This window comes from Halorarum salinum (assembly GCF_013402875.1).
In the GTDB taxonomy this organism is placed as follows: Archaea; Halobacteriota; Halobacteria; order Halobacteriales; family Haloferacaceae; genus Halorarum; species Halorarum salinum.
Window position 1 is genome coordinate 3,816,542 of record NZ_CP058579.1, and the last position, 16,282, is coordinate 3,832,823.

At 71.8% G+C, this 16,282-nt stretch carries 19 protein-coding genes and 1 tRNA gene; 16 read left to right on the forward strand and 4 right to left on the reverse strand.

The features are described 5' to 3' along the window. Window positions 1-5 precede the first annotated feature (5 nt). From HUG12_RS19300 to npdG, 4 genes are all read left to right on the forward strand, one after another. Window positions 6-530, forward strand: coding sequence for a UPF0146 family protein (locus tag HUG12_RS19300; protein ID WP_179270338.1), 525 nt, complete (start codon window positions 6-8; stop codon window positions 528-530). 89 nt (window positions 531-619) lie between these two features. Next, entirely contained in the window at window positions 620-1,486 is an 867-nt protein-coding gene (locus tag HUG12_RS19305; protein WP_179270339.1) for a TIGR01548 family HAD-type hydrolase, read from the forward strand. Beyond that, the gene (locus tag HUG12_RS19310; RefSeq protein ID WP_179270340.1) at window positions 1,483-1,698 is read left to right on the forward strand and encodes a DUF7534 family protein; all 216 of its coding nucleotides are present in this window, start codon (window positions 1,483-1,485) and stop codon (window positions 1,696-1,698) included. Before HUG12_RS19305 ends, HUG12_RS19310 begins: the two co-directional genes overlap by 4 nt. Before the next feature lie 63 nt (window positions 1,699-1,761). Then, window positions 1,762-2,430 carry an NADPH-dependent F420 reductase gene (npdG, locus tag HUG12_RS19315; protein ID WP_179270341.1) on the forward strand — a complete coding sequence of 223 codons (669 nt, stop codon included), beginning with the start codon at window positions 1,762-1,764 and terminating at the stop codon, window positions 2,428-2,430. 457 nt (window positions 2,431-2,887) lie between these two features. Here npdG and HUG12_RS19320 read toward each other — a convergent pair whose 3' ends face one another. Then, window positions 2,888-3,892 carry an NADP-dependent oxidoreductase gene (locus HUG12_RS19320; protein WP_179270342.1) on the reverse strand — a complete coding sequence of 335 codons (1,005 nt, stop codon included), beginning with the start codon at window positions 3,890-3,892 and terminating at the stop codon, window positions 2,888-2,890. 165 nt (window positions 3,893-4,057) lie between these two features. Between HUG12_RS19320 and ubaA the strand changes: the two genes are divergently transcribed. The 5 genes from ubaA to HUG12_RS19345 all read left to right on the forward strand — a co-directional run bounded on the left by ubaA (window position 4,058) and on the right by HUG12_RS19345 (window position 8,123). Beyond that, a complete protein-coding gene (gene ubaA, locus HUG12_RS19325) occupies window positions 4,058-4,894 on the forward strand; it encodes an SAMP-activating enzyme E1 (protein WP_179270343.1) in 837 nt (278 codons plus the stop codon). Further along, window positions 4,891-5,325 carry a PaaI family thioesterase gene (locus HUG12_RS19330; RefSeq protein ID WP_246308095.1) on the forward strand — a complete coding sequence of 145 codons (435 nt, stop codon included), beginning with the start codon at window positions 4,891-4,893 and terminating at the stop codon, window positions 5,323-5,325. Before ubaA ends, HUG12_RS19330 begins: the two co-directional genes overlap by 4 nt. Before the next feature lie 132 nt (window positions 5,326-5,457). Beyond that, window positions 5,458-6,489 (forward strand): transcription initiation factor IIB, encoded by a 1,032-nt coding sequence (locus HUG12_RS19335; protein WP_179270344.1) that lies wholly within the window; start codon window positions 5,458-5,460, stop codon window positions 6,487-6,489. Window positions 6,490-6,588: 99 nt separating this feature from the next. Next, window positions 6,589-7,725 (forward strand): citrate synthase, encoded by a 1,137-nt coding sequence (gene citZ / locus HUG12_RS19340; RefSeq protein ID WP_179270345.1) that lies wholly within the window; start codon window positions 6,589-6,591, stop codon window positions 7,723-7,725. Window positions 7,726-7,856: 131 nt separating this feature from the next. After that, on the forward strand, window positions 7,857-8,123 hold the full coding sequence (locus HUG12_RS19345; protein ID WP_179270346.1) for a hypothetical protein: 267 nt from the start codon (window positions 7,857-7,859) through the stop codon (window positions 8,121-8,123). A gap of 56 nt (window positions 8,124-8,179) precedes the next feature. Here the strand turns inward: HUG12_RS19345 and HUG12_RS19350 are convergent, their stop codons facing one another. Then, a complete protein-coding gene (locus HUG12_RS19350) occupies window positions 8,180-9,559 on the reverse strand; it encodes an MATE family efflux transporter (protein ID WP_179270347.1) in 1,380 nt (459 codons plus the stop codon). Window positions 9,560-9,740: 181 nt separating this feature from the next. Here HUG12_RS19350 and HUG12_RS19355 point away from each other — a divergent pair, with 181 nt between their 5' ends. The 3 genes from HUG12_RS19355 (at window position 9,741) to ilvA (ending at window position 12,576) form a co-directional block, all read left to right on the forward strand. Then, window positions 9,741-10,565, forward strand: coding sequence for an arylamine N-acetyltransferase family protein (locus HUG12_RS19355; protein ID WP_281362317.1), 825 nt, complete (start codon window positions 9,741-9,743; stop codon window positions 10,563-10,565). Between the two features lie 59 nt (window positions 10,566-10,624). Continuing rightward, window positions 10,625-11,170, forward strand: a complete 546-nt coding sequence (locus tag HUG12_RS19360; protein ID WP_179270348.1) for a gamma-glutamylcyclotransferase family protein — start codon at window positions 10,625-10,627, stop codon at window positions 11,168-11,170. 194 nt (window positions 11,171-11,364) lie between these two features. After that, window positions 11,365-12,576, forward strand: a complete 1,212-nt coding sequence (gene ilvA / locus HUG12_RS19365; RefSeq protein WP_179270349.1) for a threonine ammonia-lyase — start codon at window positions 11,365-11,367, stop codon at window positions 12,574-12,576. On the opposite strand, the gene HUG12_RS19370 is transcribed toward ilvA, so the two are convergent. Beyond that, window positions 12,552-13,466 (reverse strand): hypothetical protein, encoded by a 915-nt coding sequence (locus HUG12_RS19370; RefSeq protein WP_179270350.1) that lies wholly within the window; start codon window positions 13,464-13,466, stop codon window positions 12,552-12,554. The two genes, ilvA and HUG12_RS19370, sit on opposite strands and share 25 nt — an antisense overlap. 50 nt (window positions 13,467-13,516) lie before the next feature. Here HUG12_RS19370 and HUG12_RS19375 point away from each other — a divergent pair, with 50 nt between their 5' ends. The 4 genes from HUG12_RS19375 (at window position 13,517) to HUG12_RS19390 (ending at window position 15,521) form a co-directional block, all read left to right on the forward strand. Further along, a complete protein-coding gene (locus HUG12_RS19375) occupies window positions 13,517-13,897 on the forward strand; it encodes a Rid family detoxifying hydrolase (RefSeq protein ID WP_179270351.1) in 381 nt (126 codons plus the stop codon). Next, window positions 13,894-14,100: a hypothetical protein gene (locus HUG12_RS19380; RefSeq protein ID WP_179270352.1), complete on the forward strand. Its 207-nt coding sequence runs from the start codon at window positions 13,894-13,896 to the stop codon at window positions 14,098-14,100. The genes HUG12_RS19375 and HUG12_RS19380 overlap by 4 nt, the downstream gene beginning before the upstream one ends. A gap of 29 nt (window positions 14,101-14,129) precedes the next feature. Then, a tRNA-Ser gene (locus HUG12_RS19385) sits at window positions 14,130-14,210 on the forward strand. Between the two features lie 105 nt (window positions 14,211-14,315). Then, on the forward strand, window positions 14,316-15,521 hold the full coding sequence (locus tag HUG12_RS19390; RefSeq protein ID WP_218836361.1) for a glycoside hydrolase 5 family protein: 1,206 nt from the start codon (window positions 14,316-14,318) through the stop codon (window positions 15,519-15,521). Here HUG12_RS19390 and HUG12_RS19395 read toward each other — a convergent pair. Continuing rightward, a complete protein-coding gene (locus tag HUG12_RS19395) occupies window positions 15,436-16,242 on the reverse strand; it encodes a right-handed parallel beta-helix repeat-containing protein (protein WP_179270353.1) in 807 nt (268 codons plus the stop codon). The genes HUG12_RS19390 and HUG12_RS19395 overlap by 86 nt on opposite strands. Between the last annotated feature and the right edge of the window lie 40 nt (window positions 16,243-16,282).

Here is a 16,282-nt window from a genome sequence, read left to right on the forward strand (position 1 = left end):
GCTTTATGCGTGGCCCCGCCATAAGTTTCCCGCCCGTGTCCGCCAGTCGCCCGCGCGCCGTCGTCCGGTTCCTCGCCCGCTACGCGAGCCTGTGCGAGGTCGGCGTCGGCCGCAGGCCGGACGTGGCCGCCGCGCTCGCCGACCGCGGCCGTCCGGTGACCGCGACCGACGTCCACGACCGGGAACTCCCGGCTGGGGTCCGGTTCGTCCGCGACGACGTGGTCGAGGCGAGCGAGCGACCCGACCCCGGCGACCACTACCGCGCGGACGCCGTCTACGCCCGGAACCTCCCGCCGGAGCTCCACCGGCCGGTCCTGACGGTCGCGCGCCGCGTCGACGCCGACTGCCTGTTCACCACGCTCGGCGGCGACCAGGCGGCCGTGGACGCCCGGCCCGTCGCCCTCGAGGACGGGACGACCGTCCACGTCGCCCGCGAACGGAACTACCGTCGGGAACGCGACGACGAGCCGAAGCGCGGAAGTGATCCGGAACGCGGGGGCGATTCGGAGCGCGAGATCGACCCCGGGTAACGCGACGGCAGTCCTCGGCCGCGCCCGCCGGCACCTCCCCACCGGCCGGAGTCGGAACGCACATACGCCGGGCCCCCGCCCCTCCGGACATGCGAGTGGACGCGGTCGTGCTCGACGTGGACGGGGTACTCGTCGACGTCGCCGACTCCTACCGGCGGGCGGTCGTCGAGTCGGTCGAGCGGCTCCACGGCGACACCCTGCCGAAGGCCGACCTGCAGGCGTTCAAGGACGCCGGCGGCTTCAACAACGACTGGGAACTGACCGACGCGGTCGCGCTGTACGTGCTCGCCCGCGAGCGGGGGCTGACGGCCGACGTGGCCGCGTTCACCGGCGCCGTCGCCGACCGGGGCGGCGGCCTCGACGCGGCCCGGGCGGTCGTCCGGACCGAACTGGGCGAGGACGCGGCCGACGACGTGGAGGCCGCGTGGGACTCCGACCGCCTGCGGGACACCTTCCAGACGCTCTATCTGGGAACGGAGCTGTACCGCGACGTCGAGGGCGGCGAACCGCCGTTCGACGCCCGCGGGTACGTCAACGACGAGCCGGTCATCGTCACGCCGGGGACCATCGGGACCCTCCGCGAGCGGTACGCGCTCGGCGTCGTCACCGGGCGGCCGCGCGAGGAAGCGGTCATCGCGCTGGAACGGGCGGGCCTCGACCTCCCCGAGGGGCACCGCTTCACGATGGACGACTGGGCGGAGGGCAAGCCCCACCCGCGGGCGCTCGTCACCCTCGCCGAGCGGCTGAACGCGCGTCGGGTCGCGTTCGTCGGCGACACGCTCGACGACGTTCGGACGGCCGTCAACGCCGCCGCGGCCGACGCGGAGCGGGCGTACTTCGGCGTCGGAGTCCTGACGGGCGGCCTGACCGGCGACGAGGGGCGGGCGAAGTACGCGGACGCGGGCGCCACGGCGGTGGTCGACTCCGTGAACGACCTCCCCGACCTGCTGGAATGAGCGAGCCGCGGGGGAGGGACGGGCGGCGGGTTCGACTGCTCCGGTTCCTGACCTACGTCGCCCTCCTCGACCTCCTGGCGCTCGCGATCGCGGCGCAGTTCGCCGCGCCGGACCCGCTCGTCCAGCTGCTCGCCGTCGGGCCGATGCTGGTGGTCGCGCCGGTGCTCGCCTACTGGTTCGTGTACGTTCGGGGACGGAACGACGGCGGCTGAGCCGGGCCGGCAGACGCGTCCGGTCACGCAACGTTTACCGGCGGCCCCCCCGCAGTTCGGGGCATGCGAATCGCGTTGCTCGGCGGAACCGGCGACGTCGGCGAGGGGCTCGCCCTCCGGTGGGGCCGGGACACGGACCACGAACTGCTCGTCGGCTCGCGCGACCCGGAGAAGGCGCGGGACGCCGCCGAGTCGTACGCGGCGGCCGTCGCGGACGCCGGCGGCGAGGCCGACCTGAAGGGGTTCGCGAACGGGATGGCCGCCGACCGCGCGGACGTGGTCGTGCTCTCGGTCCCGCCGTACCACGTCGCAGACACCGTCGAGTCTGTCGCGGACGTGCTGGACGGGGAGGACGTGGTCGTCACCCCCGCCGCGGGGATGAAGCGCGACGACGACGGCTTCCACTACCACCCGCCGAGCGCCGGGAGCGTGACGGCGCTGGTCCGCGAGGCGGTTCCGGACCCGATCCCGGTCGTCGGCGCGTTCCACAACCTCGCGGCCGGTCGGCTGGCGGACCTGGACGCCGACCTCGGCGTCGACACGCTCGTCCTCGGCGACGACGCGGACGCGAAGGGGACGGTGTCGCGGCTGGCCGAGGAGATCGACGGGCTCCGGGCGCTGGACGCCGGCGGGCTGGCGAACGCCGCGGAGGTCGAGTCGGTGACGCCGCTGCTGGTGAACGTGGCGACGAACAACGAGGGGATGCACGACCTCGGCGTACGGTTTCTGTGAGTAGTGGCTAGTTTCGGTGTGGACAGCGGTTCGTAAACTACTGCCTCGAAAGCCCTCGGCCGGCCCCTTTCAGTCCCGCCCCGTGGGACGGTCGGGTGAGCGTCGTGGTGTGTCCCCAGGCCTCCCCGGCGGGCGCGGCGTCGCTCCCTCCGGTCGCTCGCGGGGCGCCCGCCGCATCCTTCCGACCGTCGATCGGCAAACGATTCGGTGGACTACCGGCGACGGACGTACTTGGTAGTCGAGCCAACGACGCTCGGCCGGGAGGCCGGCAGGGTGGGAATGGAAGGGGCCGCGGCGCTCGGGGAAGCACGGCACCGCAAGCACCGCAGCGAGCGAAGCGAGCGAGGAGCGCAGCGTGTGGCGCGCGACCCGAGCGCCGCGGGGGCTTCCGTGGTCATGTCGTCGTTGGCAGCCACCACGACTCCCGAAACACGGACCGATCGAATAGGAATCCTACTCAGTGATCAGCGACCTCCACCACCTGCTTCCCGACGTTCTCGCCCTCGAACAGCCCCAGGAACGCGTCGGGCGCGTTCTCCAGCCCCTCGGTCACCGTCTCCCGGTACTGCAGTTCGCCGCCCGCCACCAGTTCCCCGAGGCGCTCGGTCGCCGCCCCGAACCGTGGCGCGAAGTCGCCGACGAGGAACCCCTCGACGCGGGCCCTCGTCTCGACGAGTTTCCCGAGTTTCCGCGGGCCTGTCGGAACCTCCTCCTCGTTGTAGAGGGCGATCTGTCCGCAGATCCCGACCCGCGCGTCGACGTTCAGGCGCTGGAACACGGCGTCCGTCACCGGGCCGCCGACGTTGTCGTAGTAGGCGTCGACGCCGTCGGTCAGTTCGTCCAGCCGCTCGCCGACGTCCTCCGACTCGTAGTTGACGCCGGCCGTCAACCCCAGCTCCCCGGTGAGCCAGTCGACCTTCTCGTCGCTGCCGGCGACGCCGACAACGTCCGCGCCCTGCAACTCGCCGAGCTGCCCCGCCACGGAGCCGACCGCGCCCGCGGCGCCCGAGACGACCATCACGTCGCCGGCCCGCGGCTCGACGACCTCGCGGACGCCGAAGTAGGCGGTCCGGCCGGGCATCCCGAGCACGCCCAGCGCGGTCGAGACCGGGAGTTCGCCCGTGTCGACCGGCGTGAGCTCGGAGCCGTCCGCGGCGGCGTACTCGGCCCACGGGAGGTTCCCGACGACCGTCTCGCCCGGCTCGAACCCCGCCCCGTTCGACTCGACGACCTCGGCGACCGCGCCGCCGTACAGCGGCCCGCCGACGTCCCACGGCTCGGCGTACGACTCCCCGGCGCGCATCCGGCCGCGCATGTACGGGTCCACGGAGAGGTACAGCAGGCGGACGAGCGCCTGCCCCGGTCCCGGCTCCGGCCGCTCCGCCTCCCGAAGGTCGAACGTGTCGGCGTCGGGCGTCCCCTCGGGTCGCTTCGCCAGGTGGTACCGACGGTTGTCGGCCATGGGCGGGAGGACGGGTCCCGCGCCCAAAGTCCCCGCGGCCGACGAACCCGAACGGCAGGTCGCCCCGGCGGTGGGACGGCCCGACGACCGGGTGAGACGGGCGTCCGAGCGCCGGAGCGACGGGGCGGCAGGGCGCTTATCACCCCCGCAGGACTACTGCGGGGCATGAGCGGACTCGCACTCGACTCCACCCAGCTCGACCGCTACTCGCGGCACATCATCCTCGACGAGGTGGGCCCCGAGGGGCAGTCGGCGCTGCTCGACGGCTCCGTGCTGGTCGTCGGCGCGGGCGGACTGGGCTCGCCGGCCATCCAGTACCTCGCGGCCGCGGGCGTCGGCCAGTTGGCAATCGCCGACGACGACGTCGTCGAGCGGTCGAACCTGCAGCGCCAGATCGTCCACGCCGACGCCGACGTGGGCCGACCGAAGGCGGAGTCGGCCGCCGAGTACGTCCGGGATCTCAACCCCGACGTCGAGGTGACGACCCACGAGACGCGGGTCGACCCGGACAACGCCGTCGACCTGGTCGCCGACCACGACGTCGTCCTCGACGCCTCCGACAACTTCCGGACGCGCTACCTCCTCAACGACGTGGCGCGGCTCGCGGACGTCCCGGTCGCCCACGGCGCGATCTACAAGTTCGAGGGGCAGGTCACGACGCTCGTCCCGGACGGCCCGTGCTATCGGTGTCTGTTCCCCGAGGCACCCGAACCCGGCGAGGTGCCCGACTGTGCCACGACTGGCGTGCTCGGCGTGCTCCCGGGGACCGTCGGCTGCCTCCAGGCGACCGAGGCCGTGAAGCTCCTCCTCCGGGGTGAGGGTCTCCTCGTGGACGGCGAACTGCTGCAGGGGCGCCTGCTGTTCTACGACGCGATGGCGATGAGCTTCGAGACGGTGCCGTACCGGCGGAACCCCGACTGTCCGGTGTGCGGGGACGACCCCATCGACACCATCGAGGGCGTCGAGTACGCCGGCGGCTGCGGCATCGGGGGCGAGGCGTGAACGTCGTCGACCTGCTCAACCGGATGCCGTACACGGACCTGCTCGGCGTCGACGTGGTCGAGGCGGCCGAGGGCGCGGCGGTCGCCGAACTTCCGCTCCGGGAGGAGCACTCCTCGGTCCCCGGCCGGACCGTCGCCCACGGCGGCGTGACCTACGCGCTCGCGGACACCGTCGGCGGGGCCGCGGTCATCTCGCTCCACCGCAAACCGACCCCGACCGTGGACATGCGGATGGACTACCTGGCGCCGGCCACGGCCGACCTCCGCGCGGAGGCCGAGGTCGTCCGCGACGGGGGGTCGGTCGCCACCGCGAGGGTCCGGATCGAGGACGTCGAGGGAACCCACGTCGCGGACGCCCGCGGGACGTTCAAGACCGGCGGCGGCGGGGACGGCGGCGCGTGGGGATCCGCCGACCCCGAAGACGCCGTGTGAGACGTTCTCAGGGACTGTACCCCCTGAATTACGCCGCGCACGTCCGCCAAGGCTTTTTAAGCTTGGGGCACCTAACTCGGAGTGAAGTAAACGTCCGGGCGCGAACCGTCCCGGGTCGTCTTCCCCCCTCCAATGAGCAACGCAAAACAGTTCCGACAGAACCGGCGAGAGCACCGAGCGGACGAACACGAGGTGAACGCGGACGAGCGGGAGTCGGCCGGCGAGCGGGAGTCGGCCGACGAGCGGCAGGTCTGTCCCGAGTGTGGCGGCACCCTGGCGTCCGACGAGCGCCGCGGCGAGACGGTGTGTCGCGACTGCGGGCTCGTCGTCGACACCGACGAGATCGACCGCGGGCCCGAGTGGCGCGCGTTCGACGCCGCCGAGAAGGACGAGAAGAGCCGCGTCGGCGCCCCCACGACCAACATGATGCACGACAAGGGGCTCTCGACGAACATCGGCTGGCAGGACAAGGACGCCTACGGCAACCAGCTCTCGGGCAACCAGCGGCGCCGGATGTCGCGGCTCCGCACCTGGAACGAGCGGTTCCGCACCTCCGACCACCAGGAGCGGAACCTGAAGCAGGCGCTCGGCGAGATCGAGCGGATGGCCAGCGCGCTCGGCCTCCCGGAGAGCGTCCGCGAGACCGCCTCGGTCATCTACCGGCAGGCGCTGGAGAAGGACATGCTGCCGGGCCGGTCCATCGAGGGCATCTCCACCGCCAGCCTCCACGCGGCCGCGCGGATGGCGAACGTCCCGCGCTCGATCGACGAGGTCGCGCGGGTCTCCCGCGTCGACGAGGAGACGTTCGAGCGGGCGTACCGCTACGTCGTCCGCGAACTGAGCCTCGAGATCGAGCCGGCCGACCCGGCCGAGTACCTCCCGCGGTTCGCCTCCGAACTCGGCGTCAGCGACGAGGCCGAGCGGCAGGCGCGCGAACTGCTGGAGACCGCGAAGGAGGCGAACGTCCACTCGGGCAAGTCGCCCGTGGGGCTCGCCGCGGCGGCCATCTACGCCGCCGGCATCCTCACGAACGAGAAGCTCACCCAGAGCGAGGTCAGCGAGGTGACCGACATGAGCGAGGTCACCATCCGGAACCGGTACCAGGAGCTGCTGGCCGCCCGCGAGGACGCGGTGGGGTTCGGCGCCGGGCGCGCCACGGCGTAAGGCGCGAGCCGCCTTCCGGCGGTTTCCGCCGGGAATCCGGCGTTCGCCGATTCCTCCCGAAAGATAACGCTTTTCGGCAGCCACTAGGAACCGAAGGGTATGTCCGACGAACTCAAGCGCGGACTGGAAGGGGTGGTCGTCGCCGAATCCGGTCTGAGCCACATCGACGGGGACGCGGGGAAACTCGTCTACAGGGGGTACGCCATCGAGGACCTCGCGGAACACGCGTCCTACGAGGAGACGCTCTACCTGCTCTGGCACGGGGAGCTCCCAACCGAGTCCGAACTCGCCGACTTCTCCGGGGAGACGTCGGCCGAACGGGCCCTGTCGGACGACGCGATGGAGACGGTCCGGCGGCTGGCCGAGGCCGACGAGGAGCCGATGGCCGCGCTCCGGACGATCACCTCCTCATTCTCGGCTCACGACCCCGACACCGACGAGGACCCGACCGACCACGACGCGAACGTCAGGAAGGGCCGGCGCATCACCGCCAAGATGCCGACCGCCCTCGCCGCGTACGCGCGGATCCGCAACGGCGACGAGCCCGTCGTACCACGCGAGGACCTCGACCACGCCGCCAACTTCCTCTACATGCTGAACGACGAGGAGCCCGACGACGTGTTCGCGGACGTCTTCGACCAGGCGCTCGTGCTCCACGCCGACCACGGGCTCAACGCGTCGACGTTCTCCGCGATGGTCACCGCCTCGACGCTCGCCGACCTCCATTCGGCGGTCACCTCGGCGGTCGGCACCCTCTCCGGGAGCCTCCACGGCGGCGCCAACGCCAACGTGATGCGGATGCTGGAGGAGGTCGACGAGTCCGACTCCGACCCCGTCGAGTGGGTCGAGCGGGCGCTCGAGGAGGGCCGCCGCGTCGCCGGCTTCGGCCACCGCGTCTACGAGGTGAAGGACCCCCGCGCGAACATCCTCGGCGAGCGCTCGGAGGAGCTGGGCGAGGCCGCCGGCGACACGAGGTGGTACGAGATGTCGGTCGCGATCGAGGAGTACATGGCCGAGGAGAAGGGCATCGCGCCCAACGTCGACTTCTACTCCGCCTCGACGTACTACCAGATGGGCATCCCCGTGGACATCTACACGCCCATCTTCGCGGTCAGCCGCGTCGGCGGCTGGATCGCACACGTGCTGGAGCAGTACGAGGACAACCGGCTCATCCGGCCCCGCGCGCGCTACGTCGGCGAGCGGGACGCCGAGTGGGTCCCCATCGAGGAGCGGTAGGCCGGAGCCGCGCGGTCGGCCGCTCGCGTCGCGTTCGCGTGGCCGGTAAGGAGTTCCTACCGCCCGACTCGGCGGGGTGGCGGCGCCACGACCGCCGACGAGGTTATCCGTTTCGCGGCCCAACGACGGGTATGGGGTTCACAATCAGTCCCGAGCAGCGCAGCCAGTACGCCGACCGAATGCGTGAGGGCGGCTCGAAGGCGCGGGTGAGGGCCCGCGAGACGGCCGCCGAGCGGCGCGAGACGCTTCGACGGGAGCTGGGCGACCGTCTGTTCGACGCCCTCGAGGAGAACTTCCCCGAGGAGTACGCCGCCCGCCGGCGCCGCGACGCCGCCAAGGCGTTCGGCGCGGGGGTCGCCGTCGGCCTCGTCGGCCGCGAACTCCTCCGGCGTCGCTGAGGCGGCCCCGCGGTTCGACCCGACCCGTCGACGGCGTCGACGTTTTTCGGAGCCGATCAGTCCGTCGAGCGGCCGCTCCCGCGCTCGGCCATCATCCCGGCCGCCCGTTCGGCCCACCCCGAGTAGCGGAAGCCGACGAGGACGACCAGCGCCATCCAGACGTACTGGAGGCCGACGCCCCAGTAGGCGCCGGTCGCCCCGTGGCCGAGGACGACCCCCGCGACGTACGTGAAGCCGAGCAGGAAGCCGAACACGCCCGTCAGCCGCGCGACCAGCGGGACCCGCGTCTCGCTCGCGCCCTGGAGCGCCCCCGAGAGCACCGAGAAGGAGACGAGGAACGCCCCCGAGAGCCCGTACACGCGCGCGAACGTCACCGCGTACGGGACCGCGCCCGACTCGTCGGTGAACACGTCGACGAACGCCGGCGCGGCGACGACCAGTCCGAGCCCGATGACGCCGACGGTCGCCAGCCCGAGCGCCGTCACCGCGTAGCCGTAGAACCGGGCCGCCTCGTCGTCGCCGTCGCCAAGCGCCTGCCCGACGACGACCGAGGCGGCGACGTTGTACCCACGCGAGAGCGGCCCGGTCACCTGCTGGTACATCCGCCGGCCGATCTGGAAGCCGGCGTTCACGTTCGTGCCGAAGCCGAGGAGGATGCCGTTGAACGGGAACTCCGCGAGCGTGGCCCCGAACCCCTCGACGATCCGCGGCGTCGACACCCGGACGAGCTGCCGGGCGATGACCGGGTCGCGCGGGCGGACGAGGCTCGCGTCCGACCAGTCGGTGACCATCGCGGCGACGAGCGCGACCGCCGTGAGGACGTTCGCGGCGGCGGTGGCGACGCCGACGCCGACGATGCCGAGCCGGGGAATCCCGAGCGGTGCGAACCCGAGCCCGAGCGCCAGCGACCCGGAGATGTTGAGCCCGTTGGCGACGACGTTGACGTACATCGGCGTCCGGGTGTCGCCGGTGCCCTGGAGCGAGCGCGCGCCGATCAGCGCGACGTGGCGGGCCGGCGCGGTGGCGAAGACGATGGCGAGGTACTGTCCGCCGAGTCGGACGCTCTCCGGGGCCGCCCCGAGGACGGCGATCATGGGGCCGCCGAGGAACAGGCCGGCGAGGACGAACGGGAGGCCCGCGAGCGCGCCCACGAGCACCGCCTGCGTGACATCCTCGTCCCGGTTCGCGGTCGCGGACGCGCCGGTGTCCTGGCTGGAGAGCGCGATGGCGCCGCCGCCGAGGCCGAGGCCGATGCGGAGCGGGAAGCGGGCGTACAGGTCCGCGAGGCCGATGGCCACGACCGCCGCGGGGGAGAACTGCGCGGTGACGACGACGTCGGTCGTCCGCATCGCCGTCCGGAACGTCTGCTCGGCCATGACCGGCCAGGCCAGCGAGAGCACTCGCCTCCAGACCCCGACCAGTCGGCCGCCGTCCATACCCCACGCTCAGCCGGTCCGGGTTTCACGGTACCGGAAGCGGAACCGCGAGCGGTCGGCGCGGCTGCCGAAAAGCCGCAAGCGATCGGGGTGACTGTCGAAAAGCCGCGAACGGTCGGCGCGGGTACTGAAATCGAGTACAGGATACAGTGATGGGACCCGGGCGCGTCCTCACGAACGGATGTCAGGCGACCAGGACGCCCCCGGCGGGATGGACCCCGACAGGTACCTCGAGCGCATCGGCGTCGATCCGGACGCCGTCGAAACCCCGGACCTCGAGACGCTCGCGCGACTCCAGCGCGCACACGTGACGGCGGTCGCGTTCGAGAACCTCGACGTCGTCGGGGACCCGTACGGCGACCGGGAGGGGTCGGGCGTGGTCCTCTCGGTGCCGGACCTCTACGCGAAGGTCGTCGAGCGGGGCCGGGGCGGGTTCTGCTTCGAACTCAACGGCCTGTTCCACTGGCTGCTCGCGGAGCTCGGCTACGACGTGGACCGGGTGGCCGCGCGGGTGACCAGCGACGGGGACGCCACCCCGCCCGCGAACCACCACGCGAACGTCGTCCAGTTCGACCGCCGGTACGTGACCGACGTGGGGATGGGGACCCCGACGATGCGGCGGCCGCTCCCGCTCGACGGCGGGTCGCGCGCCGACGGGGCCGGCGTCGAGTGGCGCGTCGCCGAGAGCGACCGGCCCGACGAGACGTACCGGACCGAGTACCGCACGCCGGGGGAGTCGGAGTGGTCGACGCGCTACGTGTTCAGCGACGTGCCGCGGGAGCTGAGCTACTTCGAGGCGACCTGCGACTACCTGGCGAGCGCCCCCGAGTCGACGTTCACGGGCGACCCGATCGTCACCGTCGCCACCGACGAGGGGCACCTCCGGCTGTCGCGGGACACGCTGACCGAGATCGTCGGGGGCGACGGGCGCGAGCGGACCGTGACCGGCGAGGAGTGGCACGAGGTGCTGGCTTCGAAGTTCGGCCTGCGCTACGACCGCGCGTAGCCCGAACGGCCGCGCCGGCCCGGCGAAAGCGCCTTCCCCGGCGGGCGGCACGGTCGCACATGGACGTGTTCGTGTACGGCACGCTGACGAACCCCGATCGCGTCCGGACGGTCGTCGACTCGTTCGTGTTCGTCGGCCCGGCCGTGCTGGAGGGGCTCCGCGTCGTCGACGGCGAGTGTCCGACGCTGGCGCCGCCGGCCGACGGCGGCGGGAGTGGATCGAGCGACGGCGGATCGAACGTCGACGCATCGAACGCCGACGCGTCGGGCGGCGGGATGGCGGGTCCGGACGTCGCGGGGCGCCTGCTCCGGACGAACGAGGTGGACGCGCTTGACGCCTACGAGGGGGTCGAGGACGGGCTGTACGTCCGGGTGTCCGTCCCCGTCGTCGACGAGACGGCCGGCAGCCGGACGACCGGACACGAAGCGGGCGCGAGCAGGTCGGATGGAGCGGCCGAGGGCGCGGGGGAGGCGGCGGTGTACGTCGGCGATCCGGACCGACTCGGCGCGCCGGCGGCGTGGCCCGGCGACGGACCCCTCCGCGAGCGGGTCGAACGCGTCCTCCGCGAGCGTCCGGTCGAGGTCCGAATTCCACCGACAGGTTGAAGCGAGCGACGGACGGCGGACGGGCGTCATACGGACCGAACTTCCCGCCGCCGTGCTGCGGTTTCACTTCCGGTTCGCGTGACTCACCTTTTTATACCTGGGGTGCCAGTGAACTGATGCACGTCACACGCGTGCATTTCCCCTCTTTCCCCTTCGGTCGCAACGACTAACCAGCGGCGCGTGGGACCCCCGGTATGCTCTCGCTGGAGGACGTGCTCGCGGCCCGAGAGCGGGTGGACGCGGTCGCCCGCCGGACGCCGCTGGAGTACTCCCACACCTTCTCGGAAATCACCGGCGCGTCGGTCCACCTGAAGCTGGAGACGTTCCAGCGGACCGGTTCGTTCAAGATCCGCGGCGCGACGAACCGCGTCGCGACGCTCTCGGCCGCCGAGACGGAGCGCGGCGTCGTCACCGCGTCGGCGGGCAACCACGCCCAGGGCGTCGCGCTGGCGGCCTCGCGGGCGGGCGTTCACTCGACCATCGTGATGCCGACGTACGCGCCCATCTCGAAGGTGGACGCGACGCGGCGCTACGGCGGCGACGTGGTGCTCCACGGCCTCGACTACAGCGAGGCGCAGGCCCGCGCCCGCGAGATCGAGGCCGCGGAGGACCGCACCTACGTCCACGCGTTCGACGACGAACTGGTCATGGCCGGACAGGGGACCATCGGCCTCGAGATCGCCGAACAGTGCCCGGAGGTGGACACCGTGGTCGTCCCCATCGGCGGCGGCGGGCTGATCGCCGGCGTCGCGACGGCGCTGAAGGGACGGCTCGACGACGTGCGCGTCGTCGGCGTGCAGGCGGAGGGCGCCTCCTCCGCCGCCGAGTCGCTCCGCAAGGGGAGCCCGCAGGAACTGGCGAGCGTGGACACCATCGCGGACGGCATCGCCGTCCGCTCGGTGGGCGAGCGGACGTTCCCCGTCATCCGCGAGCGCGTCGACGAGGTGGTGACCGTGAGCGACGAGGAGATCGCCGTGGCGGTGACGAAACTCCTCGAGCGCTCGAAGACGCTCGTCGAGGGCGCGGGCGCCGTCCCGCTGGCGGCGACGCTCGAACGGGCGTTCGACTACGAGCCGGACGAGACGGTCGTCCCGCTCCTCTCTGGCGGCAACATCGACATGAACACCATGACGACGGTGGTGATGCGCGGGCTCGTCGAGATGGGCCGATACCTGAAGATCAGGACCGAACTGAAGGACCGTCCCGGGTCGCTGGAGCGGCTGGTCGAGGTCGTCGCCGACGCGAACGCGAACATATTCGCGATCCGTCACGACCGCACCTCTCGGGACATCGCCGTCAACGCGGCGGAGGTCGAGGTCGACCTCGAGACCCACGGCCACGAACACGCGGCGGAGATCGTCGCCTCGCTGGAGGAGCACGGCTACGAGGTCGACGTGCTGGCGTAGATGCGGTAGCTGACGGTGAGGAACCGCCGCCCGAGGACCCACATCTCGTGTGATGCGCGGAGGTCGCCCTCCTCGTCCGGCCCCGCGGGTTCGACGGCGAACGACTGGTCCAGCGGGAGTTCGAACGGGCCGACCGGCGTCGAGAGGTAGAGCCCCGGATCGCCCGGGCCGTCCGTGTGGAGCCGGACGCCCGTTCCGCTGGCCGTCTCCCCGCGTTCGACCGTTCCACCCTCGCCGTCCGGGTCCAGGTGGTCGATCCGGAGCACCGTCGAGAGGTTCCCGCCCGGGAGCGGGACCGCGACGTTGACGAACCGCTCACCGTCCCGCTCGTGGCTCGCGTAGACGGCGACGAAGACTGCCGCGCCATCCTCGTCGGTTCGGACCCAGGCCCGCGCGCCCTCGCGGGGGTCGATACCGGGGCGAACCGCGGCGAATCGGCCGTGTAGTCGCCCGCCTGGCCCCGAACGGCCGGGGAGGTTCAACTGACCGATCGCGCTCGTGAGCGGCGAGACGAGCGCGGCGCCCGCCCGAAACGGCCCGTGCCACCGGACCGCGTACTCCATCTCGAACTCCGCGGTGCGCTCGTAGAACCCGCGAACGACCGGGGCCACCCGTTCGGAGTCGAACCCCGGGCGTTCGTAGGCGGTCAGGTCGTCCATCTCGCCGACGACGGGCTCCCGGTTCGAGCCGCCCGGTTCCCCGGCGGACCCGGTGTCGACCGCGATGCCGACCCGTTCGGGCCAGTCGGGACCGACCCGTCGGCCGGCCGAGAGCGGCGAGAGCGGGACCTCCCGGGCCCCACGCACCGCCCGGCGAACGACGACCCCGGCCAGGGCGACGAGGAGGACCGCCGGGAACGGGAGCGACGGGAGGACCCGTCGGAGTCGCATACCCGACCCAGGTCACGCCGATTTAAGGGCCGTGCGGTTCCACTGGGGGTATGAAGCGCGTGGTCTCCACCGACGAGGCGCCCGCGGCGGTCGGCGCGTACAGCCAGGCGACGACGAACGGCGACGTCATGTTCACCGCGGGGCAGATCCCGCTCACGACGGACGGCGAACTGCTGGACGACGCCCCCATCGCGGAGCAGACCGAGCAGGCGCTGGACAACGTCATCGCCATCGTCGAGGCCGAGGGCGCCGACGCCTCGGACGTGCTGAAGACGACGGTGTTCCTCGCGGACATCGACGACTTCGAGGAGATGAACGAGACGTACGCGACGTACTTCGAGGACGAACCGCCGGCGCGATCGGCGGTGCAGGCCGGCGCGCTCCCGAAGGGCGTCGGCGTGGAGATCGAGGCGGTCGTCGCGCTGGAGTGACGCCGCGCGGGAAGTCGGCGCTCCTCTGGGGCGCGATCGGCGCGCTGACGTTCCTCGTGCTCGCCCAGGGCGCGGTGCTGCTGTCGGTGCCGTTGCCGGTCGGCTTCCTCGGGCTCCTCGGGGTGGCGGCGGCGCTGGGCGGGCTCGTCGCGGTCGTCGCCCACCGGGTCGAACACCGCCTGACGGGGAAGGGACAGGCTTAAAACTGCGACGCCGGTATTTTCCGATGCGAGCCAGGATGGCCGAGTGGTAAGGCGCACGCCTGGAAAGCGTGTTCCCCTTGGGATCCAGGGTTCAAATCCCTGTCCTGGCGTCTTCCGACGGACTCACACCGCGAGCGACGCGGCCGGCGTCCCGAGGGCACGGGACGGAGTACCCGAGATAGGCTTTTCCTCGCGGCGGACGATGGTTCGAGGGAATGGAGCGGTTCTCGCGCCGTTCGGTGGTGTCGATGGGCCTCTCCGCCGCCCTCGGCGGCGGATACGCGTCGACCGCGGAGGGCTCGCCGAGCGATCCGGCGAGGGGATCCGAGACCCCCCCACCGAACGGATGGGGCTGCAACGACGGGCGGTCGCCGCAGGCTGTGAGCACTGGGTCCCGGCGGTGCCCCCCTCCGCCGCTCGACGTCCGGGGCGCCATCTACCTCCCGGCGCGAGCGTTCAACACCTACCAGATGTGGAGCGACTACGACCGCGAGGTCGTAGAGCGCGACTTCGGTTACGCGAACCGGGTGAACCTGAACGCGATCCGCACCTGGGTGAACTACGAGTACTGGAACCGGGAACCCCGCGACTGCGCGGCGAAACTGGAGCATCTCCTCTCGACGGCCGCCGACGAGGGGATGCGCGTGCTGTTGATCCTGTTCGAGGGGATCGGAAGTCGACCGACCGAGGACAACCTCACGGACACGGACCCGCAAACCGCGACGTCGGTCGCCTCGCCGGGGCCCTCGATCATCCGGAACCGGGACCGGTGGGACGAGCCGAAGCGGTTCGCGAACTGGGTGATGGACCGCCACGGGGACGACGAGCGGCTGCTCGGCATCGAGGTGATGAACGAACCGGGGTGGTTCGAGGGCAAGCCGGCGTTCACCCGCGCCGTGCTCGAGGCGCTCGACCGGCGCGAGGGGAGCGTCCCGCTGACCGTGGGGTCGACGAGCATGATCAACAACGTCGACTACTACGAGGCGGGGTGTGACGTCCTGCAGTTCCACTACAACTTCCCCATCGACGCGACGAAGTTCAGGGACGCGCTCCGGCAGGTTTCCATCGTCGAACGATCGATGGAAGCGCCGGTGTGGTTGACCGAGTGGCAGCGCATCCGCTCGGGCCGGGGCTCGCACGCCGCGCCCGCCGAGGACGAGCGGGTCCCGAACTACGCCTCGATGGCGCCACACATCCACGAGGCGGGGTTCGGCAACTTCTTCTGGTCGCTGATGGTGAAACCGGCGTTCAACCGCTCGCAGCGGCGGAAGGGGGTCCTCAACGGCCTGTTCCACGAGGACGGGGCGGTGTGGAGCCGCGAGGACGCCCGTGCCATCAAGGCGATGTCGGGCGACCCCGAGTTCCACGGGGAGAAACGGCAGGAGTGGCCCGAGTGGGCGGAGAGCGCACGGCAGGGGTAGCGACGGCGCCGACCCGGGCAAGGGCGTCGACGCTCTCGTCGGGGTGTCGTGTGGCTCCCCCTTCCCGGACGACGTCGTCGGCGTGGTTTGGTCCGAACGTGACGTTCGCGAGCGTCGTGGAGCCTGCGTCGTCGAGGTACACGCCGACGAAGCCGGTCGAGGCGGTCGAGTCCCTGATCGTGCCGTTTCGGGCGTCCTCGAGGAAGAACCCGTAGGTGTTCCCGGTCGAGTTGACGCCGCGTATCGTCACGTTGGCCGCGTCGTGGACGTAGACCGCCCGATTCCACTCGGTGACCGAGAGGTCCGCAACGGTCACGTCCTCGAGTTCGTCTGACCCGGCGACCCGGATGGCCGTCGTGTCGCTCACGCCGAAGCCCTCGACGGTGTGGCCGTCGCCGTCGAGACGGACGTCGCTGGCCTCGATCCGAATGCAGGCCTCGGAGATGAACGTGAAGTTGCGACCCCTGTCGGCGTCCGCGATGTCCCTCGTGAGCCGGTACGTGCCGGGTTCGGAGATGGTCGTGCATCCGGAGATCGTCCGCACCGTCTCCGACCCGCGGTCCGCGTCCGGCGGCGGTTCGGTCCCGTCGGACGGTGGTCCGTCCTCGTCCGACGGCGACGTGTCCACGCCCGGGGGCGGGACGAGCGCGGCGGTCGCGGCCACCAGAATCACGACGAGGAGCAGCCCCGCGCCGACCGCGGGACGGACGCGACCGCTCATGCGGGAGGAACCACGGCGTGGACCAAAAGAGTGTACGCGG